The sequence below is a fragment of the Calidithermus roseus genome (genome assembly GCF_003574095.1).
In the GTDB taxonomy this organism is placed as follows: Bacteria; Deinococcota; Deinococci; order Deinococcales; family Thermaceae; genus Calidithermus; species Calidithermus roseus.
In genome coordinates this window covers 1-11,345 of the sequence record NZ_QWLA01000096.1, presented here as the reverse complement: position 1 = coordinate 11,345, position 11,345 = coordinate 1, and the positions used below count along the sequence as shown (strand labels likewise).

11 protein-coding genes and 1 pseudogene are annotated in these 11,345 nt (G+C 64.9%); 6 read left to right on the top strand and 6 right to left on the bottom strand.

Features of this window, described 5'->3' with window-relative positions; translation table 11 throughout:
- Positions 1 to 259 precede the first annotated feature (259 nt).
- Both Mrose_RS16695 and Mrose_RS16690 read left to right on the top strand, forming a co-directional pair.
- Positions 260 to 1,213: an MBL fold metallo-hydrolase gene (locus Mrose_RS16695; protein WP_119280193.1), complete on the top strand. Its 954-nt coding sequence runs from the start codon at positions 260 to 262 to the stop codon at positions 1,211 to 1,213.
- Between the two features lie 106 nt (positions 1,214 to 1,319).
- Entirely contained in the window at positions 1,320 to 1,526 is a 207-nt protein-coding gene (locus Mrose_RS16690) for a dodecin (RefSeq protein ID WP_119280192.1), read from the top strand.
- Between the two features lie 11 nt (positions 1,527 to 1,537).
- Here Mrose_RS16690 and Mrose_RS16685 read toward each other — a convergent pair whose 3' ends face one another.
- The 5 genes from Mrose_RS16685 to Mrose_RS16665 form a co-directional block, all read right to left on the bottom strand.
- Positions 1,538 to 3,124: a gamma-glutamyltransferase family protein gene (locus tag Mrose_RS16685; protein WP_119280190.1), complete on the bottom strand. Its 1,587-nt coding sequence runs from the start codon at positions 3,122 to 3,124 to the stop codon at positions 1,538 to 1,540.
- Positions 3,125 to 3,191: 67 nt separating this feature from the next.
- Positions 3,192 to 3,953: a TIGR00282 family metallophosphoesterase gene (locus Mrose_RS16680; RefSeq protein ID WP_119280188.1), complete on the bottom strand. Its 762-nt coding sequence runs from the start codon at positions 3,951 to 3,953 to the stop codon at positions 3,192 to 3,194.
- A 4-nt stretch (positions 3,954 to 3,957) separates the two neighbouring features.
- Entirely contained in the window at positions 3,958 to 5,958 is a 2,001-nt protein-coding gene (locus tag Mrose_RS16675; protein WP_119280186.1) for a thioredoxin domain-containing protein, read from the bottom strand.
- 126 nt (positions 5,959 to 6,084) lie between these two features.
- The gene (locus Mrose_RS16670; RefSeq protein ID WP_119280184.1) at positions 6,085 to 6,321 is read right to left on the bottom strand and encodes a DUF502 domain-containing protein; all 237 of its coding nucleotides are present in this window, start codon (positions 6,319 to 6,321) and stop codon (positions 6,085 to 6,087) included.
- A gap of 180 nt (positions 6,322 to 6,501) precedes the next feature.
- Positions 6,502 to 7,302 carry a type I restriction-modification enzyme R subunit C-terminal domain-containing protein gene (locus Mrose_RS16665; protein ID WP_119280182.1) on the bottom strand — a complete coding sequence of 267 codons (801 nt, stop codon included), beginning with the start codon at positions 7,300 to 7,302 and terminating at the stop codon, positions 6,502 to 6,504.
- A gap of 172 nt (positions 7,303 to 7,474) precedes the next feature.
- Between Mrose_RS16665 and pheA the strand changes: the two genes are divergently transcribed.
- Positions 7,475 to 8,302 carry a prephenate dehydratase gene (gene pheA, locus Mrose_RS16660; RefSeq protein ID WP_182482881.1) on the top strand — a complete coding sequence of 276 codons (828 nt, stop codon included), beginning with the start codon at positions 7,475 to 7,477 and terminating at the stop codon, positions 8,300 to 8,302.
- 48 nt (positions 8,303 to 8,350) lie between these two features.
- Here the strand turns inward: pheA and Mrose_RS16655 are convergent, their stop codons facing one another.
- Complete coding sequence (locus tag Mrose_RS16655; RefSeq protein WP_119280178.1) at positions 8,351 to 8,794, bottom strand: hypothetical protein; 444 nt, start codon at positions 8,792 to 8,794, stop codon at positions 8,351 to 8,353.
- Between the two features lie 102 nt (positions 8,795 to 8,896).
- On the opposite strand from Mrose_RS16655, the gene Mrose_RS16650 reads away from it, so the two are divergent.
- The 3 genes and pseudogenes from Mrose_RS16650 to Mrose_RS16640 all read left to right on the top strand — a co-directional run.
- Positions 8,897 to 9,391, top strand: a complete 495-nt coding sequence (locus tag Mrose_RS16650; RefSeq protein WP_119280177.1) for an OmpH/Skp family outer membrane protein — start codon at positions 8,897 to 8,899, stop codon at positions 9,389 to 9,391.
- 174 nt (positions 9,392 to 9,565) lie between these two features.
- On the top strand, positions 9,566 to 10,051 hold the full coding sequence (locus Mrose_RS16645; RefSeq protein WP_119280175.1) for an OmpH/Skp family outer membrane protein: 486 nt from the start codon (positions 9,566 to 9,568) through the stop codon (positions 10,049 to 10,051).
- 109 nt (positions 10,052 to 10,160) lie between these two features.
- A pseudogene (locus Mrose_RS16640) lies at positions 10,161 to 11,345 on the top strand (DNA translocase FtsK); the annotation flags it as partial.

Here is an 11,345-nt window from a genome sequence, read left to right as displayed (position 1 = left end):
CTGCTCCAGCTGGGCCAGTTTCATCCCCTTACCCTTCGCTTCCGCTTCCCCAATCAGCGCCATCAACCGCTCTTGTAGTGGGCTCATGCCTCAGTCTAGGCTATTGGGTTGTTTTTGGGACACACCCGTAGCAAAAAGGAAGGCGGAACTGGGGGGCGCGAGCCGCGAGCCTTTGGCTACCGACCCCCGGCTATCGGCCTTTGAGCTAAAAAGCACCCCAGATTTCTGTACCCGGTCAAAGCAAGGGTATAGTTGAAGCATGAGCAGCGCCCCTGGTATCGCAGTTATCCCTGTGCCCATCCCCTACCCCTTCAAATACGTCAACTGCTACTTGCTGTTGGGCGACGGGGCGGTGCTGGTGGACTGCGCGCTCGATACTCCCGAGGCCAGGCCCGCGCTCGAGGCAGCCTTAGCCCAGCATGGCCTGAAGTTCGCCGACCTCGACCGCCTGGTCCTGACCCACCACCACCCCGACCACTACGGCCTGGCCGGGCTCATCGAAGCCGAGGGAGTCCCGGTTTACCTGCTGGACGTCGAACTGGAGCGGGGCCACCCGTTCTGGACCCAGCCTGAGGAGATGGCTCGAGCGGGCCTGGAACTGTTTCGCCGGCACGGCGTCCCCGAGGAGGCCTTGAGCAATCTGGGGCGCGAGATGGAGAAGACCCGCAGCCGGGTACATCCACCCAAAAACCCCCGGACCTTCCGCGATGGGGAGGTGCTCGAGCTCGCCGGTCAGCGCTGGCGGGTGGTCTGGACCCCCGGACACGCCGACGGGCACGCCATGCTGCTGCGCGAGAGCGACGGCGTGTTGCTGGCCGGGGACCACGTGCTCGAGCGCATCTCCCCCAACATCGGCGTGTGGGCCTACTCCTATCCCAACCCGCTGGGGCTCTACCTCGAGTCGCTGGAAAAAGCCAAGGGGCTCGAGGTCTCGCTGGCCCTACCCGGCCACTACCGCCCCCTGAGGGACTTCAGGGGCCGCATCGAGGAGCTGGCTGCTCATCACCAAGAGCGCCTGGACTATTTGCTGGGGCTGATGAACGGGCAGCCCAAAACCTGCTGGGAACTTTCCTTGAAGCTTTTCCCCGGAGAACTCAACACGGCCCAGCGCCGCTTCGCCTGGTCGGAGACGCTAGCCCACCTGGAGTACCTGCTCCATGCCGGCAGGATTCGCAAGGAAACCATGGGCGAAACCATCGGCTACAGGCTCTAGGCAAAGCCGCAGCGGTCTTCATGAATATGCATCGGGATCGGCACAATCGCTTTTCAAGCGCAGCACCAGCCAAGGCCGCGATAAGCTGGAGGCGAAGGAGGCGGCCATGGACAAAGTCTACAAGAAGGTCGAGTTGGTGGGCTCGAGTGGCGAGAGCATCGAGAAGGCTATCGAAACCGCGCTGAGCCGCGCGAACAAGACCCTGCGCAACCTGGACTGGTTCGAGGTCAAGGAATTGCGCGGGCTGGTCGAGGGTGGCAAGGCCAAGACGTATCAGGTGACGCTCGAGGTAGGGTTCAGGCTCGAGGAGTAGCGCGAAACCCCCTACCACGCCAGCGCCTGGCCGTCGGCCCTGGGCTCCGAGGCGGCGATCAAGGTCTGGTCGTGGCGCAGGATGATCTGCCCGCGCCCAAACAGTCCGGTCTCGGGCTGGATCATCACGTGGTGGCCCCGGTCGATGAGGCCCTGCACCACGTGCTGTGGCACGCTGGGCTCGAGCAGCACCTGCTTGCCCTTGACCCACTGCCAGCGGGGAGCGTCCAGCACAGCCTGGGGGTTGAGGCCTGCATCCTCCAGTGCCAGGGCCACCTGGAGGTGGCCTTGTGGCTGCATGTGACCACCCATCACCCCAAATGGCCCCAGCGGCTTGCCGTCACGGGTCAGGAAGCCGGGGATGATGGTGTGGAAGGGGCGCTTGGACGGGGCATAGCAGTTGGGGTGGCCGGGCTCGAGCACGAAGCTCGCCCCCCGGTTTTGCAGCGAGATCCCGGTGCCTGGCACCAGCACCCCGGCCCCGAAGCCCATGTAGTTGGACTGGATGAAACTCACCATCAGCTCGCCGTCAGCGGCGCAGAGGTAGACCGTGCCCCCCTTGGGAACCTCGGCTTCCACGGGCCGGGCGACGTCCGTGATGAGCCGTCGGCGGCTCGAGAGGTAGGCGTCGTCGAGCAACTGGGCACTGCTGAGGCGCATGTGCCGGGGATCGGCCACCTCGGCCTTCACGTCGGCGAAGGCCAGTTTCATGGCCTCGATCTGGAGGTGCAGGTACTCGACGGGGTCATGGGAAGCGCGGAGCATGTCGAGGCCTGCCAGCATCTTCAGCGCCATCAGTGCGGCGATGCCTTGAGTGTTAGGGGGAATTTCGTGGACCTCGAGGCTTCCATAGCTAGCCGAGATGGGTTCGACCCACTGTGGCTCAAAGGCCGCGAGGTCGGCCTGGGTCAGCCAGCCTCCCGTGTCGGCGGCGAACTCGGCCATCTTACGGGCCAGGCTTCCTTTATAGAAGCTCTCGGCCTGGCTCGAGGCGATCTCGCGCAGCGTCGCCGCATGGTCCGGGCTGCGCCAGATCTCCCCGGCTCGTGGGCCACGTCCCCCTGCGAAAAACACCCGGTTGAAGGCCTGGTGCTCCGGCCCCGATAGCTTCAAGAACATCTCCGCCGAACGCCTCCAACTCCTCGCAGTCACCGGCGACACGGCGAAGCCTTCCTCGGCGTAGCGAATCGCGGGCTCAAATAGCCGCTCGAAGGGCAGCCTGCCAAAGCGCTCCGAAACCGCCCGCCAGCTCGCGGGGGCCCCCGGCACGGTGACGCTCAGCCAGCTTCTGGCCGGAACCTCCTGCATCCCCTCGAAGGCTGCAAACGGAAGCTGACTGGGGCTGGGCCCGGAAGCATTGAGGCCATGCAGCCCGCCATCCCAGATCAAGGCGAAAGCGTCGGAGCCGATGCCGTTGGAGGTGGGCTCGAGCACCGTGAGCGCGATAGCCATGGCCAAGGCCGCGTCTGCCGCGTTGCCCCCGGCCAAAAGCATCTCCATGCCCGCCAGGGCCGCCTGAGGCTGGGAGGTAGCGACCGCACCGCGCTTGCCCACCATCACCGTGCGGCGGGAGGGATAGGGGTAGTAGTTGAGGTCCACAGCTAGAAGGGTACAGGAAGAAAGAGGTCGAGGGTCAAGGGTCGGGGTCGAAACGCCAAACCCGCCTTCAAACCGGCTCGTCGAAGCGGTAGGGCTCGATGCTCTTGCAGCGGCCATTCTCGAGCACCAGCGCGGTGGCGTGGAAGCGGGCCGGGCCTTCCTGGGCGCGGAAGCGGGTGGGGCGCTGGGTGAGGAAGCGGCCCAGGAAGCTTTGTACCTCGCCACCGATGATCCCATCGTAGGTTCCGGTCATGCCCACGTCGGTCTGGTAGCCGGTACCCTTGGGAAGGATCTCGGCGTCGGCGGTGGGGACGTGGGTGTGGGTGCCCAGCACCGCGCCGACGCGCCCGTCGAGGTAACGGGCCAGGGCCAATTTCTCGGAGGTGGCCTCGGCGTGGACCTCGAGCAGCACGCAGTCAGCCTGCTCCCCGGCGAGCAAGGCGTCCATCCCCCTGAAGGGATCGTCGAGAGGGTCCATGAACAACCGACCCATCACCTGGCAGATCAACAAGCTCTCCTCTGCCGCCTCTACCCGCCACCAACCTCTGCCGGGGGTTCCGGGAGGGAAGTTCAGCGCCCGCACGATGGGTTCGGTTTCGATGAGTTCGTAAACCTCGCGATGATCCCAGGCGTGGTTCCCGAGGGTGAGCACGTCCACGCCCGCCTCACGCAGCCGCCTGTAGGCGGCCTTGGTGATACCCAGGCCCCCTGCGGTGTTCTCGGCGTTGGCGACGACGACGTCGAAGTCATCCCGGATATCGGGGAGGTGCCTCGAGACGATACGCAGACCGGGTTCGGCGAAGATATCCCCGATGAATAAAACGCGCATGGGCTTAGTCTAATGGGGCATCCGGGTACAGCGCGTGCAATTCGGCCTTCAGGCCCTGGAAATCCTCTGAAGGCAGGCGGCAAACCCCCCACCGACACACATAAGCCAGCCCCGCCTTGCGCCCCGCGAGCACAGGCAGGGCATCGGAAGGGCCAATCGCCAGCGTGGTGAGGGGCAGGTACAGGCTCCGTGCCTCGGCGGCCCAGCTCGAGGGCGTGACCAGGACCAGCTCGCTACCCTGAGTGCCGATCAGGTGAGCCTGGAGCAGCGCCGGAAAGCCAAAGGGGCTGTGCTGGAGGCTATGGGCATAGATTTCCACTGCCGAAAGCGCGGCTTCGTGCCACTCCGGGCGCTCGTACAGGGCCGCCAGCCGGAAAAGCAACTCGGCAGCCAAAGCCGACGGGCTGGGGTAGGGTCCGTCGTAGGCATCTTTGGCCTTGATGGGCAGGTTCTCGCTCGCGGAATCGCGGAAGCCCCCCTCCGGGTCGCGGAAGTGAGCCATGATGCTCTCGGCCCGCTGCCGGGCGGCCTCGAGCCACTCCATCTCCCCGGTGGCCTGATAGAGTTCCAGCAGCCCCAGGCCGTAGCTGGCCTGGTCGCTCAGGTAGGCTTCGGGGCGCAGTTTCCCCGCTCGCCAGGAATGCCGCAACAACCCATCCGCGACCATGGTCCCCAGCACGAAGCGGGCGTTGGCGCGGGCGGCCTGGAGGTATGACTCGCTGCCCAGCAAGCGCCCGGCCTCGGCCAGAGCCCGCAGCATCAGGCCGTTCCAGTCGGCCAGCACCTTGTCGTCGGTGAGGGGCCAGACCCGCTGCTTGCGGCGCTCGTAGAGCCTGGCCCGCACCCCGTCTACCCACTCGATGTAAGCCTGGGGGCTCAGGCCCAAAGCCTGGCGCAGAGCCTCGTCGGGGAAGCGGCGCTCGAGCACGTTGACCCCTTCCCAGTTCCCCGCCTCCGACACCCCGAACAGCCGGATGGCCGCCTCGGCGTCACTGCCCAGCACTTCCCGCACCTCAGCCTCGCTCCAGACGTAGAACTTGCCCTCCACGCCTTCTGAGTCGGCGTCCTGGGCCGTCCAGAACTCGCCTCGGGGGCCGGTCATCTCACGCAGCACGTACTGCAGGATCTGCTCGGCCACCTGCCGGTAGCGCGGCTTGCCCGAGAGCTTGTAGCCCCCCAGGTACACCCGCGCCAGCTGCGCGTTGTCGTAGAGCATCTTCTCGAAGTGGGGTACCCGCCAGATGCCGTCCACGGCGTAGCGGTGAAACCCACCCCCCACTTGGTCGTGGATACCGCCCTCCATCATGCGCTCGAGGGTCAGCTCGAGGTGCTTCCAGGCCACCTGGTCCCCCAGCCAAGCATGGCAGAGCAGGTAGAGCAGCGCGGGGGCGTGGGGAAACTTGGGGGCGCCACCGAAGCCACCGTAGCTCTGGTCGAAGGTTCTGGAGAGCCCGGCCAGGGCCGAGGGGTGAAGGTCATCGGGGAGGGTGGCGCTCTGAGGCCGCAGCGCATTGCTGAGGGCCTTGGTTAGCTCCTCGGCGTTCTCCAGCACGTCCTGCCTGCGGTGCAGCCAGGCGTTGTGGACCCCCTCGAGCAGCCGGCGAAAGCTGGGCAGTTGGGGATGATCGCGGGGTGGGAAATAGGTCCCGCCGTAAAAAGGCCGCAGGTCGGGCATGAGGAACATGTTCATGGGCCAGCCGCCCGAGCCGGTCATGGCCTGGAGCGCGTTCATGTAGACCTGATCGACGTCGGGCAGTTCCTCGCGGTCTACCTTGATGGGCACGAAGTGGGCGTTGAGAAAGGCTGCTACCTCGGGGTCCTCGAAGCTCTCCCGCTCCATCACGTGACACCAGTGACAAGTGGCGTAGCCCACAGAAAGAAATATCGGCTTATCCTCTGCCCGCGCCCTGGCAAACGCTTCCTCTCCCCAAGGATACCAATCCACCGGGTTATGGGCGTGTTGCAGCAGGTAGGGGCTGGTCTCGTGGATTAGGCGGTTAGGCATGAGCCGAGCCTAGCCCTTGAAGCTACCTCCAACTGTAAGAAAGGGCGGACACAGAACCCGCCCACAAAAGCCATCTTGCGTTTAGCGTTCGGTGTTCAGCGTCTTTGGCCATCGACCATCGACATCTCAGGCCGACTTGGGCTTCTGCACGAAGCGCAGGATGAAGTAGACCGCTCCAGCCACGATCAGGGCGGGTACCAGGATGGTCAGCAGGCGGAAGATCAGGCTGGCCAAGCCCTTGAGAATCGCGCCCAAGAAGGTGAAGAGCCAGCCCCCCACCCACATCACCACCAGGGCGGCCACCGCGATGAGCAGGCCCAGCACCACCCATTCGAGGATGTCCTGGAAAGAACGCTCGTTCATGTGCTCAGGATAACACACCGCCCTCAGCCCCCGGCGTTCCATGGCGAGCGTCGAAGGCAAAACACCGAACGCTGGAGGCTTCCTAATCTGCCTTTTGCCGAGGGCCATGGTTCGCTCATCGCGCCTCCCACAATCCCTCACAGCCAACCACGCTGTGAGGGGTATTCGTGGGAACCGCTCTCAGTCGGCGTAAAGCTGGGCCTCGAGCCGGATCAGCCAACCCTGGTCACGCTGGCCGCCCTGGGTTGCAGCCACCACCACCTTCTCCTGTCGCAATACTTTCTCCATCCCCGCGATGCCGTATTCGACGTAAGCTGCGAGCAGCGAGTGGATGATTTTGGCGTCGGGGCGCGACTCAGCCCACTTCCAGGCCTGATAGGCCCGTTGCTGGCGGGTCTTGACTGTCCAGCCGAAGGCCAACCAGCCCAGCATGTCGTAGAGGTCGAGGTCGCTGCGGCGGGCCAGGCGGCGTAGGCCCTGCTCGGTCCAGCCTTCGCGCTCGAGAGCAATCACCAGGCTCTCGCGCTCCTGGGGGTTGAGCCACAGCTGCTTGAGCCGCTCCGAACTGCCAAGAAGCTCGGCCAGGAGGGGCCGGGCATCGGCTGGGCTGAGGACTAGGAGACCGTTGGACAGCACCAGCCCACCCTGGTAGAGCACCCGGTTGATCAGCAGGCGCAGGTTACGGTGGGTGAGGGGCTTACGAGCGAGCGTTTCCGAGCGCAGCCAGGACGGGCGTTCGGCGGGCAGGGCATCGAGCACCAATATCGCGGGAATGCCCTCGAGATTGGGGTCCTCCCGCATCGCGTTGCGCAGCGCGATGCTATCGTGTTCCCCCAGCTTGTCGAGGATCACCAAGTCGGGTAGGTCCTGCAGAAGTTGAGTTGCCCAGGAGTTAGGCTGGTCGTAAGCGGTCAATTTATACCCCTCGGCGGTAGCCACCACCTCCAGGAATCGCTCGAGCCCCGAATTGTCCGTCACCACGCCAATACATATCATAGGGATTGCCCTGAGTATACCGATGGCGACGGGGAGAATCGATGAGCGTTTCCAGGAATGGTCGATAGCCCATAGCCGTGGAGCGTCAAGGGCCTGGAGCGTCGTTTAACGTACAGCGTACGCCGCAAAACATTGACTGTTGTAAAGTATCGCCGTGATCCGCATCGCTTACCAGGGAACCGAGGGAGCTTACAGCGAGGAAGCCGTGCTCAAGGCCTTTCCCGAGGCACAGCCCATCGGACTTCCCACTTTTCACGAAGTATTTGACGCCGTGTCCGAGCACGAGGTCGAGTTGGGGGTGGTGCCGGTGGAAAATACCACCGCCGGAATCATCAACCAGACCTACGACTTGTTGCTCGAGACCGACCTGCACGTAATCGGGGAGATCGTGCTCAAGGTCGAGCACTGCCTGATGGCCCCCAAGGGGAGCCGGCTCGAGGACATCCGCTTCGTCAAGAGCCACCCCCAGGGGCTGGCCCAGTGCGACGGCTTCATCGCCCGCTATCACTTGAAGGCCACCCCGGTCTACGACACCGCGGGGGCGGCAAGGGAGCTGGCGGAAAACCCCGAACCCGGCCACGCCGCTATCGCCAGCCGCCGGGCCGCCGAGCTCTACGGGCTGGAAGTGCTGGCGGAAAACATCCAGGACTTCAAGGGCAACTACACCCGTTTCTTCGTGCTCTCGCGCGACATCCCGCCCCGGCGCGAGGGGCCACACAAGAGCTCGGTGGTCTTCGCCACCCGCCACGTGCCCGGCGCCTTGCTGCACGCGCTGCAGGCCCTGGCCGACGCCGGGGTCAACATGACCAAGCTCGAGTCGCGTCCCCGCCGCGATCCCGAGCGCCCCTTCAGCCCGGTGTTCTACGTGGACTTCGAGGGCCACATCGAAGACCCCGGACCGGCTAAAGCTCTCGTCGGGCTGCTGCAACGCGCGCAGTTCGTCAAGGTGCTGGGTTCGTACCCTGTAGCGCAGAACGGCGTGTAGTAAAAATGGGGGCTTCACGCCCCCATTTATGAAGTTCTACTCAGCATCTCATCGGAAGGACGCCCCCAGGATGGCCCGGCTGCCCACGAAGCCATCGAAGTAGTAGATCCCCTGCCAACCCACGAAGAGCCCAGTCGAGCGGTCCACGGCGAACTCAATGCCGAAGTCCAGGGTCAAACCCGCCTCCGCGGCGCCCCCGCCAAACCCCACTCCGACGCCACCCCCAATGTAGGGCGAAATCCCGCGCAGGTCGCGGTCGAACTGGCCCAGGTCGGGCTTGAACAGCAACTCGCCCCCTACGAGGACTCCCGGCCCCCGGAAAACGAGGTCGCCGTAAAGCAAGGCCACCAGATTGCGCTGAAGCTCGGCCTCGAGGCCGAAGCCGATTGCCGGGCTGGGAACCGAGATGCGGAACTGGAAGGCGCGCTGCGCCTGAGCGCTCGCGCCGATCGAAAGGACCAAGAGGAGAACCAAAAGAGTGAGTCGTTTCATGAGTCGTTACCTCCTCCGCGCTACCATAGCCCATCCATGGCTAACCCTCCAAGCCTGATTCCTCTCACAGAGCGCTAACGCTGCATGCTTAGATTGGTGCGCATGAAGAGGATGCTGTGGATCGTCCCCGTGCTGGCAGCCATCGGCCTGATGGGGGCCCCCCTGGTCGCCCAGACCAAGCCCCAGGCCGTTAAGATTGGCTTTATCAATTCCGACATGGCCATCGAAGCCCACCCTGACTACGCCAAGGTCAAGGCGGTGCGCGAGCAGGCCGACAAGGAACTCAAGCCCCTGCAAAACCAGCTCACCCAGCTTCAGCAGAAGATCCAGGCCGGCCAGGCCACAGCCAAGGATCAGCAGGACTTCCAAACGCTGCGCCAGGCCTACCAGGACGCCCTCAAGAAGTGGTCCACCCGCACCGAGGAGGCCGGCAAGCCCCTCACCGAGCAGATCGACAAAATCATCAAGAAGGTCGCTGAAGAAAATGGCTTCCAGGTGATCATGGACTACAAGGTGGCCAGCGCCAGTAACCTGGTGGTCTATGCCGCCGACGGCCTGGACGTGACCCAGAAAGTTATCGAGGAACTCAAGAAGTAAGCACGGTCGCTCACCATCAAGGGGCTCTCCGGAGCCCCTGCTTTTTCTGTTACTGGGTGCCCTCTCATCCGATCCCGGTGGGTGTTTTACCCCACACAGCCTGGTTGGCCGTGTGGGGTATTCGTGGGAACCGCTCTCACAAGTTGCTAAAGCAATGTTCGTACAGTGGGGGCCATGTGGACGCGCATTCTCGCCGCCCTTTGCCTGGTGCTGCTGACGGCACCCCTGTCGGCCCAGACCAAGCCCCGACCCTGGCGGGTAGGGTTTATCAACCCGGATATCGCCATCCAGGCCCACCCCAACTACGCCAAGCTCAAGGCCGTGCAGGAGCAAGCCGAGAAAGAGCTCAAGCCCTTGCGCGACCAAATCGGCCAGCTCAGCCAGAAGGCCCGCGGTGGGCCACTGCCAGCTAAGGACCAGCAGAGTCTGCAAACCCTGCAAAAGGCACTGCAGGACGGCAGCAAGAAATGGAGTGAGCGCGTCAGCACAGTGGCCAAGCCCCTGCTCGAGGATATCGACAGGGAAGTCAGGAAGGTCGCCGAGGCCAACGGCTTCCAGGTAGTCATGGACTACAAGGTCGCCAAAGCCAGCGGCATCGTGGTCTATGCTGCCCCCGGCACCGACGTGACCGAGCTGGTGGTCAAGGAACTCAAGAAGTAAACCGGCTCCATCCAAACGCGATACTGCTCGAGCGAGAGCACGAAAGCCGGCCTTCGCTCGGTCTTAATTTCGACCTCGGGGGAGTTTTGGTTGTGCTAGACTGGCTTCAATGGCAAAGGCAAAGTCCAAGCGCTCCGGCCCGGCCAAAAATCCCCCTCCCAAGAACCCCAAGGAGCCCCATCTCGATTCCGAGGCGCTGGCCTTGGTGACGCTGGCGGCGGGGATCGCGCTGGGATTGGTGCTCTACGTCAACCCCCACTTCACCGGGGAGTACGGCCAGTGGCTGCGGCAAATCACCTATGGCAAGCTGGGGCTGCTGACCTGGATGGTCCCCCCCGCTCTGGCCATCCTCTCGGGCCTGCTGTTGCTGGGCCGGTCGCCGCGCGGTTTCCTGCGCACAGCGGGTTTTGCCCTGCTGGGAACCGCCGTGATGCTGCCGGTGTTCTCGGTCATTCGCCAGGAATGGGGCGGTGAACTGGGCGCACTGGCCGCGAGGGCACTGACCGACACACTGGGCAACGCCGGGCTGTTGCTGTGCGCGGTGCTGCTGAGTTTCGTGCTGGACATGGCACTGCGAAAGCGCCCTGGATGGCTATTCGGGGTGGTGGGCCGGCGGGTCGGGCTGGCGGCCTCGAGGCTCTCCCGCTCCATCCGCCTGGCCCGCCGGGCCTCGAGGCTGCTGGGTGAGACCCGCATCCTGGCCGAGCGCTACCCCGAGCACAAGGCCCTGGCCGCGCTGGAGGCAGACCTGATCGAGTACCGCCGCAACCCGCTGGCGGGCGACGCGACAGGCGAAGGGCTCGAGGCGCTCTTCGGGGTGTTTCAGAAATTCCTGCAAGAGCGCAGCGCCGAGCTGGCGGGCACGGTCAGAGCCGAGGTGCGACCCCTAGCGGCCAGGCTCGAGCGGCTTTCGGCGGCGCTGGCCGCCCCGGTGCAGGGCCTCGGGCTGGCCCAGGCCCTCGAGGAGCGCCGGGCCGCGCTAAGCCTGGAAGTGGGCACCCTGCACACCAAGGCCCGCAGCCTCGAACGCCAGGCCGAACAGGCTGGCGTCCTGCTGGAGCGCGGGGTGGGAGCCCAACGCCTGCTACAGGCCTGGGACGAGCACCAGAGCCGGCTCGAGGCCTGGGAAGCCCTGCAGGGGCTGGTGAGCGACCTCGAGCAGCGCGCCGACGCCTGGCTGCGCTGGGCGGAGTGGCTGGAGGCCAACCCCCCCGAGGCCCACTCCGCCGGCCTGCGGGCCTTGCTGGAGGGCGGCCTGACCATGGCCCCGCCCGTGATCTTCCCGGTGGTGACC

Coding starts and splice junctions, on each gene's coding strand:
- Mrose_RS16650 (WP_119280177.1), top strand. CDS start 8,897: ATGAAGAGGATGCTGTGGATCGTCCCCGTGCTGGCAGCCATCGGCCTG.
- Mrose_RS16690 (WP_119280192.1), top strand. CDS start 1,320: ATGGACAAAGTCTACAAGAAGGTCGAGTTGGTGGGCTCGAGTGGCGAG.
- Mrose_RS16655 (WP_119280178.1), bottom strand. CDS start 8,794: ATGAAACGACTCACTCTTTTGGTTCTCCTCTTGGTCCTTTCGATCGGC.
- Mrose_RS16645 (WP_119280175.1), top strand. CDS start 9,566: ATGTGGACGCGCATTCTCGCCGCCCTTTGCCTGGTGCTGCTGACGGCA.
- Mrose_RS16680 (WP_119280188.1), bottom strand. CDS start 3,953: ATGCGCGTTTTATTCATCGGGGATATCTTCGCCGAACCCGGTCTGCGT.
- Mrose_RS16670 (WP_119280184.1), bottom strand. CDS start 6,321: ATGAACGAGCGTTCTTTCCAGGACATCCTCGAATGGGTGGTGCTGGGC.
- Mrose_RS16675 (WP_119280186.1), bottom strand. CDS start 5,958: ATGCCTAACCGCCTAATCCACGAGACCAGCCCCTACCTGCTGCAACAC.
- Mrose_RS16695 (WP_119280193.1), top strand. CDS start 260: ATGAGCAGCGCCCCTGGTATCGCAGTTATCCCTGTGCCCATCCCCTAC.